The sequence below is a fragment of the Pseudoalteromonas arctica A 37-1-2 genome (assembly GCF_000238395.3).
Lineage (GTDB): Bacteria > Pseudomonadota > Gammaproteobacteria > Enterobacterales > Alteromonadaceae > Pseudoalteromonas > Pseudoalteromonas arctica.
Window position 1 is genome coordinate 3,341,764 of the sequence record NZ_CP011025.1, and the last position, 16,165, is coordinate 3,357,928.

9 protein-coding genes are annotated in these 16,165 nt (G+C 39.1%); 4 read left to right on the forward strand and 5 right to left on the reverse strand.

Going from position 1 to position 16,165, the window contains the following annotated elements; genetic code table 11:
* Positions 1–23: 23 nt before the first annotated feature.
* Complete coding sequence (locus PARC_RS15165) at positions 24–1,157, reverse strand: 1-acyl-sn-glycerol-3-phosphate acyltransferase (protein WP_024590668.1); 1,134 nt, start codon at positions 1,155–1,157, stop codon at positions 24–26.
* Positions 1,158–1,544: 387 nt separating this feature from the next.
* Between PARC_RS15165 and PARC_RS15170 the strand changes: the two genes are divergently transcribed.
* Together PARC_RS15170 and PARC_RS15175 are read left to right on the forward strand one after the other, a co-directional pair.
* Positions 1,545–2,489: a D-2-hydroxyacid dehydrogenase gene (locus PARC_RS15170; protein ID WP_010553305.1), complete on the forward strand. Its 945-nt coding sequence runs from the start codon at positions 1,545–1,547 to the stop codon at positions 2,487–2,489.
* A 185-nt stretch (positions 2,490–2,674) separates the two neighbouring features.
* Positions 2,675–3,055 carry a DUF3192 domain-containing protein gene (locus PARC_RS15175; protein WP_007586943.1) on the forward strand — a complete coding sequence of 127 codons (381 nt, stop codon included), beginning with the start codon at positions 2,675–2,677 and terminating at the stop codon, positions 3,053–3,055.
* A gap of 66 nt (positions 3,056–3,121) precedes the next feature.
* Here PARC_RS15175 and PARC_RS15180 read toward each other — a convergent pair whose 3' ends face one another.
* From PARC_RS15180 to PARC_RS15190, 3 genes are read right to left on the reverse strand one after another with little or no spacing between them, the layout of a single operon-like run.
* A complete protein-coding gene (locus tag PARC_RS15180; protein WP_007581985.1) occupies positions 3,122–4,021 on the reverse strand; it encodes a diguanylate cyclase in 900 nt (299 codons plus the stop codon).
* Positions 4,005–7,814, reverse strand: coding sequence for a PAS domain-containing hybrid sensor histidine kinase/response regulator (locus tag PARC_RS15185; protein WP_010553306.1), 3,810 nt, complete (start codon positions 7,812–7,814; stop codon positions 4,005–4,007). Before PARC_RS15185 ends, PARC_RS15180 begins: the two co-directional genes overlap by 17 nt.
* A gap of 51 nt (positions 7,815–7,865) precedes the next feature.
* Positions 7,866–9,263, reverse strand: coding sequence for a PhoH family protein (locus tag PARC_RS15190; protein ID WP_010553307.1), 1,398 nt, complete (start codon positions 9,261–9,263; stop codon positions 7,866–7,868).
* 305 nt (positions 9,264–9,568) lie between these two features.
* On the opposite strand from PARC_RS15190, the gene rapA reads away from it, so the two are divergent.
* Both rapA and PARC_RS15200 read left to right on the forward strand, forming a co-directional pair.
* The gene (gene rapA / locus PARC_RS15195; RefSeq protein WP_010553308.1) at positions 9,569–12,463 is read left to right on the forward strand and encodes an RNA polymerase-associated protein RapA; all 2,895 of its coding nucleotides are present in this window, start codon (positions 9,569–9,571) and stop codon (positions 12,461–12,463) included.
* A 335-nt stretch (positions 12,464–12,798) separates the two neighbouring features.
* Positions 12,799–13,572, forward strand: a complete 774-nt coding sequence (locus tag PARC_RS15200) for a YggN family protein (RefSeq protein ID WP_010553309.1) — start codon at positions 12,799–12,801, stop codon at positions 13,570–13,572.
* Positions 13,573–13,670: 98 nt separating this feature from the next.
* On the opposite strand, the gene PARC_RS15205 is transcribed toward PARC_RS15200, so the two are convergent.
* The gene (locus tag PARC_RS15205) at positions 13,671–16,100 is read right to left on the reverse strand and encodes a zinc-dependent metalloprotease (protein ID WP_010553310.1); all 2,430 of its coding nucleotides are present in this window, start codon (positions 16,098–16,100) and stop codon (positions 13,671–13,673) included.
* Between the last annotated feature and the right edge of the window lie 65 nt (positions 16,101–16,165).

The window sequence follows — 16,165 nt, forward strand, 5'->3', positions numbered from 1 at the left end:
TTAATTTCATTGAGCTGTGAGTATTAATGTTCACAGCTATTAGTATTTATCTCTGTTTTACGGTGAAATGGCTTAGCGTACATAGCTAGCACTAATGGTTTTAACTCTTCAGGTACACAAGCTAAACGTTGTTCAAATGTCGCTGTATCAGGAGAGTCTATTACCGCATCTTTACAACCACCAGCGATGTAATTGCCTGGGTGTAAATAAAACGAATCAACAATTTGCCTATCAATTGTTTTAGCAAGCTCTTCAGCACTATCACATTTAGATTCAATTGGTTGCCCAAATGCTAAATGCACGTGCCCTTTAGCAGTACTAAAGCCTTCAACAATGCTCGCAATATCTTCACCAGCCGATTTAACGTACTCACCATGATGTTGCTTGTGGTAAAGCTCTTTGGCTTTAGCAATTGCACACGGCTCATATTGATAAGAAATAGAAACAGGCACTATTTTTAACTCTTTAATATAATCGCCAAACTCTTTCTTTTGTTTACGCCCATTTAATTGCAGCATTTTTAAAAGCGCAGGATCAGTTTGATCAAAACCGTCTTTTGCACGCCCTTCTTTTTGCGCAATCCAAATAGAATTTCCACCGACCACAGAATCGTAAATGTATGACGATAATTGAGTCAGTGCTTTTAACATCTCTTTTGGTGCTTTAGCAGAGCGCTTAACTATAAAGCTTTTATTTAGACGCATAAGCTCAGTAATGTAAGGTATTTGCAATAAATTATCGCCAATAGCAATACGCACTGTTTTCATTTTATGTTGGTATAAACCCCAGTTAACTAATGCAGGATCAAGCACTATGTCTCTGTGGTTTGAAATAAATAAATAGGCCTGGTTAGCATCTAACTGTTCTAACCCAGAAAAGGTAACTTTTGATGTGGTGCGTTTCACTAGTTTATCTAAGTATTGTGCCACTTCATTTTGCACATCTTCAACGGTGCTAACTTTGCCCCATTTTTTGCGTAACTGACTTCTTACCATTGGACGCGCAATAAAAGGCACTGCCGATAAAAAGCGCGGTAAATTATACTTTGCTATTACATCAATAAACGCATCATCGTTAATTAAACGTGTAAGCGACGCCGCAACTTCGTCGTCGTTGTATGGGCGTATATCTGCGTATTTATCTTCTAATTCACTCATTACTACATCTACAGTGTTAAAAAACGGTACGCCAAAGCGCACCGTTTATGTCTATATCCGATTATAACTCAGCCAATCTAAAATGCGAAATAACCAAAAAAACGATTTTTATTTTTAGCAACTTGCTTTAAAGCCGAGTTTAATTACCTTCTATGACCATGAGCTTGCTTAAAAGTGCAAAAATCTGATCAGTCTAGCAAAATACCATGTTCTCAATCTGCTAGTGGGCAGACCACTAATACAAAGCCCTCTAATCATTTGGTAGTAATACCATTAACAAAGCCTTTCTTTCGTAGTACCTTAAGCTCGTATTTTAGATTTTTGATGGATCGTAGGCATCTTTTTACGATTTTAACTCTTTCAGATCCACTTATTTTAGGGCTCATAATGAACATTACTATTCTTGATAACGCAACGTTAGCTAAAACGTCTCTTACTGGTATTGAACAACTTGGTAAATTAACGACTTATGAACTTACTAGCCCAGAGCAAGTTATTGAACATTGCCAAGGTGCTGATGTATTAATCACTAATAAAGCCGTTTTAAATCGCGACACTATTAGCAAACTTACACAGCTTAAATTAATTTGTGTAAGTGCAACTGGTACTAATAATGTTGATCTAGAAGCCGCTAAAGAATTTGGTATTGCCGTAACTAATGTAGCTGGCTATTCAACACCTTCTGTTGTTCAACATACATTTTCTTTAATTACTAACTTACTGGGTAACACACACCGCTATCAGGCGGATTGCCAGCAAGGCGCGTGGCAAAAAAGTGAAATATTTTGCATACTCGATTACAGCTTTAACGACTTACAAGGTAAAACATTTGCCATTATAGGCGGTGGTACGCTAGGTAAAGGCGTTGCTAAAGTGGCTGAGGCATTTGGCGCAAATGTTATTGTTGCAGAGCGCAAAGGTGTTGCATGTCGTGATGGTCGTACGCCTTTTGAAGACGTCATTAAAACAGCCGATATAATCAGCGTACACTGCCCTCTAACAGATGAAACACGTGATTTAATTGCACTTAATGAGCTTAAAATGATGAAGCCAAGCGCTATAATTATTAATACAGCACGTGGTGGAATTATTAACGAATCCGACTTAGCTACAGCGCTTGAGCAAAACCTAATTGCTGGAGCCGGTGTTGATGTACTAACTAAAGAACCAGCTGAGCTTTCAAACCCACTTGCTAATTACAAAGGTAATAACCTTTTACTTACTCCACATATAGCATGGGCAAGCACCGAATCTATTGTGCGTTTAATTAATGAAGTAAGTTTAAATATTGCTGCATTTAATAAAGGCGAATCACGTAACCGCTTGGTGTAGTGATTTTATTGTAGTAATCAAATAAGCTAAAAAATGGCTGTTTTTACTAATACATTTAATATTTTATTAGATAAAAACAGCTTAACCCACTTAACAAACTGATTAATAACAACTTAAAAATATGGTCTACTCTTTGCTTTAATACAGCTAATAACCAATTAAAAATCTTATTAAGGTAAATAAAAATGAAAAAATCACTTTTAGCAGCCGCTTTAATCGCTCCATTTTTAACAGGCTGTGTTATTGCCGTATCAGATGGTGAAGCTGAGACTCATTGGGCTGGTAAGAATTCATCTAGCTGGCAAGCACAACATAAAAATAATCGTGAAGTTATATCAGAGCTAAAAATGGATAGCAGTTACCAATCTGTTTTAACGCAATTAAAAACGCCTAATTTCACAGAGCTATTAAAAAAAGATGACGATGTATACCAAGTACTTTTTTATGTAACTCATAGCAAGCATTCAGATTCTAAAACAACGAAAGATGAATGTACGCCACTTGTATTTAAAAATGATAAGTTAGTGGGCATTGGTGAAACCGCTTTAGGTATGATCACGCAGTAACCAATAAAAAATGTTTGATACAAAAACGCCAATATATGAATATTGGCATTTTTGTATATTAAGTTTTTAGAGCGCAACTATTCTATCTCGCCCTGCATCTTTAGCGGCATATAGGCCTAAATCGGCCTCTTCTAATAACGCTTGCTCAGCATACACTTTACCACTTTGAGTAGTGGCAATACCTATACTAATAGTGATGTGGTCTGCATTTAATGAGCCTTTATGTTCTATATTCAAAGCATTTACAGCATTGCGTAATTTGTTAGCAAACTCCATAGCTTCATGCCTATTCATTCCAGGTAATACAGCTGCAAATTCTTCACCACCATAACGAGCTATAAAGTCACTACCACGTTCACATTGAGCTGCGAGTGCTTGTGCAACATCCTTTAAACATTCATCGCCAGCACGATGTCCGTAGCAATCGTTGTAACGCTTAAAGTGGTCTATATCCATAAGTAACACCGATAGCGGGGTTCCACTGCGTTTACTTCGGCGCCATTCACGAGCTAAGTTTTCGTCTAGGTAGCGTCTATTTGGGATTTCAGTTAAGCCGTCGATTGAGGCTAGCATCTCTAGCAGATCATTTTTTTGCTTTATAAGTAATTGGTTACGAACCCTAACACGCACAATAGAAGGGCTAAATGGCTTGGTGATATAATCCATAGCACCGAGCTCTAGGCCCTTAGCTTCGTCGTCATGGCTACGATTAGCTGATATAAATATAACGGGGATCGATTGAGTTATCGGATTTTCTTTAAGTTGCACAAGCACTTCATAGCCGTCAATTCCTGGCATAATCACATCAAGGATAATTAAATCAACTTGCGCAGTTTTTACAAAGGTCAGTGCTTTTTCACCACTTTCAACTAAGAATACGTCGTGTTCTACTTTAAGTGTTTTTTCAAGTACTAATCTGTTGATTGGATCATCATCTACAATAAGTACTTTAGCTCTTTTCGACATCCCTAGCCCCTACCCCTTTTATAAAAACAATTACCTGTTCTAACTGCATAATAAGCTCTTTCAGTGTTATTTCAACAGGCTTGTTAGTTGTTTTAAGTGTTCTTTCACACAATAAAGCGCAGTGAGACAATCGTCTAAAGCCTAAATTACCTGCTACACCTTTTATACTATGCACTAAGCGTACCAAATCATCCTTATTGGTTGTTTCTTCTATTTGCAATAGCTGGGTTTCGCATAAATTAGCAAATTTACCAATCATTGTATTGAGGAGCTTTTCATCCATACTAAACTGCGTTAATGCGAATGATTTTTCAAAAAAGCTTGGTTTAACTAAGTTTAAATCGGCAATTGCATCAATAAGTACCTTAGCAACAACCGGTTTAGTTAAATGCTTATTCATACCGCACTTTAAAGAACGTTCAATATCAGCGGGTTCACAATGAGCCGTTAAAGCAAAAATAGGCAGTTGCTTTGCGTCAAACTGTTGACGAATTAATGCCGTAGCTTGGCAGCCATCTATTTGCGGCATTTGCACATCCATCAATATTAAGTCAGGCTTTAAAACTTGCAATAATTCCATGCCGATAGATGCGCTTAAAGCGGTAACAACACTTACGTTTGCTTGACGTAATACACTGCTAATTATTTCTAAATTAAGTTGATTATCATCAATGGCTAATACAAGTAGACCCGATATATCAACTTTAGTTTCAGCAGTATTATATATTACGGCATTGGTACTAGCTTTAGGCTGTTGCTGAGAGTTCAAGCTAAATAGCCTTTGTCCCAATGCAGAGGCTTTAACGTGATGCGCAGCTAAATGCTCACTTGTTGGTAAATTAAGTGTGTGCTGATGATTAATAATAATTACCGATGTTTCTTTAGCTGATAACGAATCATTAATTGCTTCAACATTTAAAAGTGCAGGTAAATCGGCCGCATCGATTATTATTTGCTGAGTATTAGAGAGCTTAATTGGGTATTTGAGTACTTCATCTAAATTAATATTAGCAAGCTCTGTATAAGCATTTGTTACTTGCTTAAGCTCTTTACTTTGATCCGATAAAATAGCCAATGTATTAGTCGGTAACATCGTATTTTTAGTGGTATCAACCAAAAAACTAACGCTGAAGTAAAACTCACAGCCATGACCTTTTTTACTCTTTAAAGCAATCTCCCCTCCCATTAATGACACCGCATGTTTAACAATCGCTAAACCTAACCCAACACCATGATGTATACGTGTTGAAGACTCATCACCTTGCGTAAAGGCGTCAAATAAACGCCTCTGATCGGCTTCATCTATGCCCATACCGGTATCAATTACTTTAAAGCAAATATGCTGTTGCTCTAGGCTATCGCTTTCAATAAGTTCCATTTTTAAAGTGATAGAACCTGTTTTTGTAAACTTAACAGCATTTGTTAATAAATTACCTAATATTTGCTGTAAGCGAATACTGTCGCATATCAAATCAGGCGCTATTAACGGGTCAATATCAATAACAAATTCAATACCTTTTCCTTCGCACAATGGAGCCGTTAAACTTTCGCAGATATCCACCAGCTCAACCATGCTAAAAGATGCTTGTTTTAAATCGGTTTGCGAACTTTCTATGCGTGCAAAATCAAGCATTCTATTGAGCATTAGCAACAAGCTTTGTGCTGCATGCTTAGCTTGATCCGTTTGTTGTAATTGCTTTTGCGTTAATCCTTGCTCAATAAGCATATCGAGCAGCCCTAAAACAGCATTAAGAGGAGTGCGTATTTCATGACTTAAATTGGCTATAAAGCGACTTTTAGCAAGGGTTGCTCGTTCGGCATCTAGTTTTGATTTAGTTAATGCACTCACATCCTGAATGTGAATAACATAATAAGCTGGGTCGCGGTTTTCATCCCATACAAGCGATACACTCAGTTGCAACCAACTTGTTAAGCGCCCTTGAGCAAGCGTTAAGTGGTATACGCGTTTTTTGTCATCTAGCAATTGCGCTAAAGTGCTTTTTATTTGCTGCCATTGAGTATCGTCAAACAATGCTTTTAACTGCTCACCAACCAGTACTGGCTGTTCAAAAAACTGCTTTCTTGCCGCTTTATTTACTTGTAATATTGTGTGCTCAAGCGAGAGTAAAACCACACAGTTAGCCGCAAATTCAATCGCACTTCTAAATTTAGATTCTGATGCTTTTAAGGCCAATAATGCTTGTTGCTGTTCGGTAATATCGCGACCAATACCCATAGTCCCCAACAGATGTTGGTGCTCGTTATAAAAAGGTGCAATAGTAAGTTGATACGTTTTTTTATCGGTTTCTATTCGCTGTTCAACACTGTTTCTATTTTGTAATACTTGTTTTTCAAGCGCATTTATTTGTTGATCGTTATCACCTAAATCATCTACATATTTACCGACTAATGCAGTTTGATCTTTACCGATGTACGCCTCAAATGCTTTATTGCATCCTAAGAATGATCCATCAATATTTTTAAAATAAATAAGATCTGGCACACTGTTTAGCATAGTGTTGAGCAAAGCCAAGTGGCGCTCTTTTGCTTCGTAACTGCGGCTTAGTTTTTCTGATTGCAACTGAACCTGGTCGTCCAGAGCTTTATTTGCACTTTGTAATGAATCAACTAACTGTTTGTTTTTAGTAAATACACGCTTCACTTTAGAAAACCAAGGCTGCCAGCTCAGCGGTACTTTATAATCGAGCTGCACTTCTTGCTGTGTACCGTTACTCTCTAGGTACGACATTAAGTGAGTCATTGGCTTAATAAAAATGCGCTGACTTAACCAAAAAAACACACCAAACATAATACTTAAAAATAGCGTTAAAAATGCAAACTCTAATAGTATTTCATACTTAATTGGGCTGATTAGTTGGGGTTTGTGCTCGTAAAATGCTGCGTGAATAGGTAACTCATCCATTGGCTGCATAAAGTAATTACTATCACTAGTTAAGACTGTTTTTTTACTATGGTGCTGGGCCAAATCAGGCCAATAATTTTTTAATGCTGTTGCTTGCTCTATTAACTGTTTAGAGCTGGCGATAACTTGATGTGATTGGTTCATAAAAACGTATTCACCACTGTTCGGTGAAACCTTTTTTAACCACCCAGAAATTGCCTGAACATCATAAATCAAAATAATGTAATCGGCTGACCCAGTGCTTCGTTGTCGGCCAATAGCAAAATACGATTTATCATTCACTTTAACAATGGGACTTGAAGTAAGTTTGTTTGGTGAAAATTTTGGCTTGAATTTTCCATTTAGAATTTCAGTAAGCATTAAACTTTGGCTTTTATTGCGCCTGCTTACATAAGCAAAGCCATTATTATCAACATATGCTACAGCAGACAACGACTGCATTAATGCAAGCGTTGTATTAAACGAAGGCCCTAATGTAATAGCCTGCTGCCACTGCATTAATTCCTTAGCAGATAACGCAAACTCCCCCTTACCTACAATTTCAGTGCCTTGCTCACTAAAGTGACGGTAATAGTAACCATCATATTGATTTATGCCCTCGAGTAAGCTTTGGTTTATTTTTGGATAGGTCGTTTGTTCGTATAAGCTAAACATGGTGGTGAGTAGATTACTCACCGACTCCATCCCGTGAGTAACCTGTGCTGAAACATTCGTAAAATCGGCTTCGCGTTTTTCAACCGCCCGCTCAAGCTTTATATTATATAAGTGCAAGCACAGTAAAAAAGCGACAATCAATGGCACTAAAAGCGCAATAAATAATGAACGATAATAATGCTTCAGAGGTAAAAAATTCAATGTACTGCCTGCCATTTGGCTCGAAAATCAATCGATAGACTATCGAGCCAATTTGTTAAGCGCAAGTTATAAATTTTCTTCTGCAAATGACGCTAAGCGACTACGTACAACACCGTTGAGGTTTATAGTTGCGCTGCCTTCAAAGTTTTTAAAGCGCTCTACTATGTACGTTAAGCCCGATGTTACTGGCGTTAAATAGTTACTATCTATTTGCGCCAAGTTACCCGTACAAATTAATTTAGTACCTTCGCCGCAGCGGGTAATAATCGTTTTAAGTTGAGATGCCGTTAAATTTTGGCTCTCATCTAAAATTACCACCGCATTTTGTATGCTACGCCCACGCATAAAGTTAACCGATTTAAACTGAACATTAGCCTTCTCCATAATGTAGTTTCGGCTTGATATCGGATTTTCGTCGCCTTTGTGCAATACCTCCAGCGTATCGGTAATGGCTGCAAGCCACGGCGCCATTTTTTCCTCTTCAGTGCCGGGTAAAAAGCCAATGGACTCTGCTATTTCTGGGGTATTACGAGTGACTATTACTTTATCGTAAATACCTTTTTCGATGACCATTTCAAGAGCGCTGGCAAGTGCTAACAAGGTTTTACCGCACCCTGCTGGTCCTGTTAAAATAACAAGTTCAATACTTGTATCTAGCAGCGCATCAAGCGCCATTCCCTGATAAATATTTTTGGGCTTAACGCCCCATGCTTGTTGATGCATTAAACGCTCAACACCAATATCTTTTAGCGTTATGTGCTCGTCATCGTACGATTTAACACGCGCCGCAAACTGATCCCCTCCATCAAGTAAATATTCATTACAAAATACATCAGGTATTAAGTTTTTAGGCACATGATGAAGCGTATCTCGTCCGTGTTGCTGCGTATTACATTCCCCTACATGGTCCCAAAAATCACCTTCAATTTTTTTATAACCACTAGTGAGTAAGCTGATATCGTCAATAAGTTGATCGGTACGGTAATCCTCAACATATTTAAGCCCTGCGCCTTTGGCCTTTAAACGCATGTTTATGTCTTTTGTTACTAATATAACTTTTGAATCACTGTGCTGCTTTTGTAAATACACAGCGCAATTAATAATACGATGGTCGTTTTCGTTACCCGGCAAACCAGAAATGGAGTCGGCAAATAAATGGTCGTTTACAATAATGAGGGTACCTGCGGAGCTCGCTTTTGCCTTTTTGTTACTCGGCAGCGCCACGCCTTGTAGCATTTGTTCAGGCGTTGCATTTTTAAGTACTTCATCTAATCCACGAATAGCGACGCGCGCATCGCGGCTTACGTCGTGTTTTCTGTCTTTTATGTGGTCAAGCTCTTCAAGCACTGTCATCGGAATTACAACGTCATGTTCTTGAAAAGACAAATAAGCGAGGGGTTCGTGAAGTAGTACGTTGGTATCTAGCACATACATTTTACTTTCAAGGTTCGAAGCTTTTTCCATAGCACTTTCCTTACGTTTTATGATTTTTATGCTATACCAAAATAACTAAGTAAAACGGGCAAAACTTAAACCTGCAATACTTAATTGCCAAGGCATAATGTAAGTTTAGTCTATTTGTCATAAAAGTCCGTTTTATTACAAACTGTAATTAGTTTTGATTTACCTAAAAAAGAGTCATAAACAAGTTGTTTTAATAGTAATAATTAACACTTACAAAATTAATTAAAAGTGAGCCAAATAGCGCCTTGCAGTGGTGTTAGCTTACAGGTAACATAGCCGCCTTTTTCATCATAGACGAGACATACATGAATTTTTCCTTAGGTCAGCGTTGGATCAGTGATACAGAGTCAGATTTAGGATTAGGCACCGTTGTTGCCATTGAAGGCCGTCAGGTCAGCATATTATTTCCTGCCAGTGGTGAGAGCCGTGTTTATTCTTGTGCAGAAGCACCTGTTACCCGTGTGGCATTTAATCCTGGCGATGTGATCAAAAGCGTTGAAGAATGGGAATTAGAAGTAGAGTCTATTGAAGTACAAGGCGAGTTACTGTGTTATCACGGCACCCGTGTTGATAACGGCGAAACTGCCAAGCTTAAAGAAACCTTTTTAGATCATTTTATTAAGTTTAATAAACCACAAGATCGTTTATTTGCGGGCCAAGTCGATCGTTTTGATCGCTATACACTTCGCTACCAAACGTGGTTACATAAATTTGAACGTGAACAATCGCCTATTAAAGGCTTAATTGGTCAACGTGCTAATCTTATTCCGCACCAGCTTTATATTGCCCAAGAAGTGGGTAAACGTTTTGCACCACGCGTACTTTTATCAGATGAAGTAGGCCTTGGTAAAACAATTGAAGCGGGCATGATTTTACACCAACAAATTATTAGTGGTCGTGCGAGCCGCGTACTTATTGTTGTACCAGAAAATCTACAGCACCAATGGTTAGTAGAAATGCTACGCCGCTTTAACTTACATTTTTCTATTTTTGATGAAGAACGCTGCGACGAAGCGTTTGCAGATTCACCAAACGTGTTTGATACAGAGCAATTGGTACTTACCAGTCTTGAGTTTTTAACCAAGAAAAAACGCTGGTTTGAACAAGCAACACTTGCTGATTGGGACTTACTAGTTATAGATGAAGCCCATCACCTAAGTATAAATAACGGCAAGCCAAGCTCAGAGTACCAACGTATGGCAGAGCTTAGCCAAGATATTCCTGGCCTTATTTTACTTACCGCAACGCCTGATCAACTTGGTCACAGCAGCCACTTTGCACGTTTACAGTTACTCGATCCTGACCGTTTTTACGACTACGACGTGTTTAAAGAAGAAGAAGCAAATTATAAAGACGTTGCTGAAGCTGCAAATCAATTACTGCAAGAGCAAGGGCTAGACGACACAGCCAAAGCCACACTAATTGAGCTATTAAAAGAAACCGATATTACTGATATTCTTGAAAAAGCACAGCAAGGTGATTTACCAGCACGTAAAGAAATACTTAACATGCTGCTCGATCGCCACGGCACGGGTCGCATATTATTTCGAAACAGCCGCAGCGGCATTGATGGCTACCCAAGTCGTAAATTACACGCCTACCCAATGGCACTGCCAAAGCAGTATAAAACGGCTATGTCGGTTCTCGGTAATATGGGCGGCATTCAAAACCCTGAACTAAGTGCACACCGCGCTCTTTTTCCTGAAAAAATATTTCAAGAGTTTGAAGGCGAAAGCGCAAGCTGGGGTCTATTCGATCCACGTGTAGATTGGTTAATCGACACTCTTAAAACGCTTAAGCGCGAAAAAGTACTGCTTATATGTGCTAAAGCTGAAACAGCTATCAGCCTTGAGCAAATACTGCGTGAGCGCGAAGCAATTAAAGCGTCGGTATTCCACGAAGGTATGTCTATTATTGAGCGTGACCGCGCTGCTGCATTTTTTGCAGATGAGTACGATAATGCACAAATATTACTGTGTTCAGAAATTGGCTCAGAAGGTCGTAACTTCCAGTTCTCGCATCACTTAGTGTTGTTTGATTTACCATTGAACCCAGATTTACTAGAGCAGCGTATTGGTCGATTAGACCGTATAGGTCAAACACAAGATGTGAACATTCATGTTCCATATTTTGAAAACACCGCTCAAGAAGTATTGCTACGTTGGTACAACGAAGGTCTAGACGCATTCGAATCTACCTCGTCAACAGGACAAATGCTTTATAAAGAGTTCCGTGATGATCTACTTGAATATATTTCTGCGCATAACTGCGATGAAGACGAACTCGATCCATTACTTGAGCAAGTAGCACAGCAAAATGCAGTACTGCGTAAAAAAATGGAAAGCGGACGAGATCGTTTACTAGAGCTACATTCATCGGGTCAAGGTGCTGCAGATTCACTTGTAGCTGAAATCGAAAAACTCGACAATCAGTTTGAATTACCAAGCTACATGATCAACGTGTTCGACACATTTGGCGTAAGCCAAGAAGATAAAGGCGAAAATACCATTATCTTAAAGCCAACTGAGCATATGTTAAACCCATCATTCCCATCGCTTAAAGAAGACGGTATGACCGTTACCTTTGATCGCGATACGGCACTTTCGCAAGAAGACGTGCACTTTGTTAGTTGGGATCACCCAATGGTGCAAGGCACCATGGATATGATTTGTGACGACGACTTTGGTAGCGCATCGGTTGCATTGCTTAAAAACAAAAAGTTACCGCCTGGTACCTTTTTTGTTGAGCTTATTTTTGTTGCAGAAGCAATGGCACCAAAAGTATTACAGGTTGGTCGCTTTTTACCGCCTACACCAATTCGTATATTGCTTGATAAAGCAGGTAATAATTTAGGTGAGAATGTGGCATTTGAAGGCTTTAATCAGCAGTTATCAGCCGTTGGCCGCCAAACAGCAAGTAAACTTGCAGGTGCACTACAAAGCGCTGTTCACCCTATGATTACTACCGCTAAAGATATGGCACAAGAAAAACTTGAAGTTATTCGTGCAGCGTCGCTTGTTAAAATGCAAACGTCACTCAGTGAAGAGCAAGAGCGACTGGTAGCCCTTAAGCAAATTAACCCGAATATTCGCCAAGAAGAAATTACCTTCTACGATAAGCAACGCAACGACCTAACTACGTATATTGAAAAAACGCAGTTACAACTTGATGCAATTCGATTAATAGTAGTTTCACACTAGAGATTTTGGCTTTTAACCGCTAGCCTTTTAAGCTGACTCCAGAGTAAATTTGGAGTCAGCTATTAAAAGCTTAATTAATTAAATAGCTGTATCTTTTTAAACTTCATTTTTAAAACCACGTGTTCTTATTTAGATGTGAGCTAACACTACCTATTTAGCTTTATACTAAGTCCTTTGTTGTGCTATCTATTTTTCTCAACATAGCCGTATCTAAAAACTCAAGCTGCGCTCTATACAGCTATTGTGTGAGATAGTTGATAGGTTTATTTTCCCTTGCATAAAGTTGTTTTTTTGTTAACCTACTCGCCTTCCATTTTAGTCTTTTTGAGGTGTTTATGGCGTTTCTATCTCGTTCGATATTGGCGTTGTCCATAGCGTTCTCAAGCAGCAGTGTCTTTGCTCAAGCCCAATGCGATGTTGAATTACGTCATGGTTTAATTATCACTGACGATGCGATTCGCATATTAGATAAAGGCCAGACTCGTGTACAAATTAATAACAATAACCAACTATTTATTCGCGGTTATTGGGTTGATTTAAGCGATGACGAAAGCAAAGTACTCGAACAGTTTAGTAATGGTATTCGCCACACAGTCCCCGAATTAGTAAACCTTGCTACCGATGGTGTTAACTTAGGTTTAAGCGCTATTGAACACGTAGTTGAAGGTATGTCAGACAAAGAACCTGAAGTACTTAAAACACAACTAAAGTATGTAGAGCGCGCGCTAATGGATAAGTTTAAGCGCGGCGATGACTTCTTTTTTATAGCCCCTCAATCACTTTCGCAAATAGATGATTTTTTTACTAAAGAGATCAGTCAGCAAATTCACTCTGCAGTGCATGGATCGTTAGGTGCTATTTTGGTATCACTCGGAGATGCGTTTAAATCGCGCGAAGGTAATATAGAAGATCGCATTAACGACATGGGGCAACGCATGGATATTATCTCAAGAGAAATTGATAAGTCGCTACAAAAAAAGGCGCATCAATTAGAGCTTAAAGCTTCTGAGTATTGCGAATGTTTAAATGCACTCGATGTAACCGAGTCTCGCTTACAGGCAATAGTACCTGGTATGGCCGATTACGATTTAGTGCAAATAAAGTCTTAGTGTACGTATTCGTTTTTAGAATAAAATAACACCGAGTATAAATATACTCGGTGTTTTGCTTTATGATTGATTAAAAATAAGCGCTTCTACTTTTTATTCTAAATTGGTGAGCCCGGTGGGATTGGCAGCACTTTAAAGTTGTTTGGCCATTGCCCTTTAATTAAAAACTGATTTACTTGCTCAGCTAAATATTGCTTAAACGCACTCTCGCCAGTACTTGTATGGCTCAGCATTGAGTTTTGGTTAAAGTCTTCACTCAACTTAACTAGGTAGTAACGTAACTGCGCTTGCACTTCAGGGCTTGCACTATCGCTTGCTACTAAATCAGCCATAGCTTTTGCTGTTAAAAATTGCACGCGCTGAGTGATTTTACCTGTCATTGTATTAGGTGATGACACGTTAAACACTTGGCTATATAGCTCCTCAAGTAACTCATCTAAACTATAAAAGTCATTACTACGCGCTTGCTGCTGCGCTAAGCGATTTAAACGCTGTGCATTTAATAAAAGCGACAAGCTGTGCTGCACTGCAACCTCGGGTAATGCCATTGCATCGAGCGTTAACCCTGTGCGTCCAACTATGCTTTCGCGCGATTTAGACTCGCCATATGCTTTTGGCGGAATTAGCGATAACACAGATTCAGGAAGTAATAAGTTACTTGGCTTAAGCGTTGCAAAAATAGCGTTTACTGCTTCTTGCTGTGTTTTTTTATTAACGACTTGTGCGCCTTTTACGGGTGAGTCACCGCGTGTTTCGTATTCGTAATCAACACCGGCTATAAGTTTCACTGCAGCCTCAACCTGAAAACGGTGAAACAGATAAAGCGGAACTAGTTTTTCCTCTAATTGCGATAATGAATCACCCGTTTTAATATTATTAATACCAAACTGCGAAAGCGCTTTTTTACGTACGTCGAGTACTCGTAAAAGCTCCTGCGAAGGATTAGTGCCGTTATCCCATAAGTGAGCTGTTGGATGCGCGCCACCTTTAGCACGAGCGTCGCTATCTGATATAAACTCAAGGCCTTTGGCTTTGTTCTCTTTTAAAATAGCAGCAAGTTCTGCGCTTTCATCTTGGTTAGTAAAATCGCTATAGCCATATTTAATTACTTGGGTATCCCACACGCCCATGCCTGTTGCATAGCCGAGCGTTACATCAAGCTTACCTTGTTCATTAAAACTAAGTAGCGGATGTGGGTAATCCATTACTGAGGCTCTATCCCCTACCGATGCTGCAAAGTTATGAGAAATACCTAACGTGTGGCCAATTTCATGTGCGCTTAATTGGCGAATACGATCAAGCGCCATTGCTTGCAAGTTTTTAGCAACTTCATTGCCTTTTAAATAAGGAGCAGCGAGTGCTTCGGCTATTAAAATATCTTGGCGGACACGCAATGAGCCGAGTGTTACGTGCCCTTTAAGTATTTCACCTGTACGTGGGTCGATTACCGAACTACCGTATGACCAACCACGCGTTGCACGGTGTACCCATTGAATGACGTTGTAACGAATATCCATAGGGTCGGCGCTACTTGGCAGCACTTTTACTATAAATGCATTTTTATATCCTGCAGCAGTAAATGCGTCGTTCCACCACTTTCCACCTTCAAGCAAAGCGCTTTTAACGGGCTCTGGAACGCCAGGATCAAGGTAATAAACAATTGGTTTAACAGGCTCACTAATAGGTAAGCTTGAATCCTTTTTAGTTAAACGATGGCGCGGTATATAACGCACGTACATAGAGTCACCAAGCGGCGCTGCGTAATCTTTATGTTCTATACTCCAAAAACCTGATTGCGGATTAAACTTACGAGGCGTGTAGTTATCATCTGGTAATTGAATAAGTGAATGATGCATATGAACAGTAAGCGCATAAGGGTCGGCACTTACTTGGCGAACAAATTCACCTGGTTTTGTGCCCTTAAATGTAAGTACGGCTTCAAGCTCGGTGTTTTTTACAAATGCTTTTGAGCGATTCATATAAACGGCGCTACGTGATTCATCAAGGCTAAAGCTCCCTTGCTTACGTGCAGCAAGCTTGCGACTTACGCCATGTACATCACTTAATAAATAAGGCGTGTAATCAATAAGTGCTGTGGCTTTATCTTCTGCAACCACTTTAAAACCAGCAAGTATACTTGATGCAAACGCTTCTTTAATACTTTGCTGTTCAGCCTTGTTACTTGTATTAGCACGATAGTAAGTATTCACAGCCCGCAGCATTACTTTGTCACCAAAACGCTCAAATTGCACAAGGTGAGTATTACCAAGCTGGCCTCTATCAAGGCCGATATCGTTAGAGCCTATACCGTAAGGTAAGCTTTGTTGCAGTAAAAATTGCTGTTCAAACTTATCAACTTTTAAATATACTTTTCCGTTTTGGGTATCGTAAAAAAACGAATAATAGCCCGGAAAATGATTCATTTGCGTAGTAAATTCATCAATTGACTTAATTGCTGCGTGCGCTTGAGTTATGATAGAGCACAGCACAGTAAAGAATATGTAACTTAGTAGTGGTATTTTTTTCATAATCTTATCTTTGTTATTTGTGTTTTAAGTACGATTAGGTGGTCCCATTATAGGGTGCTATTTAA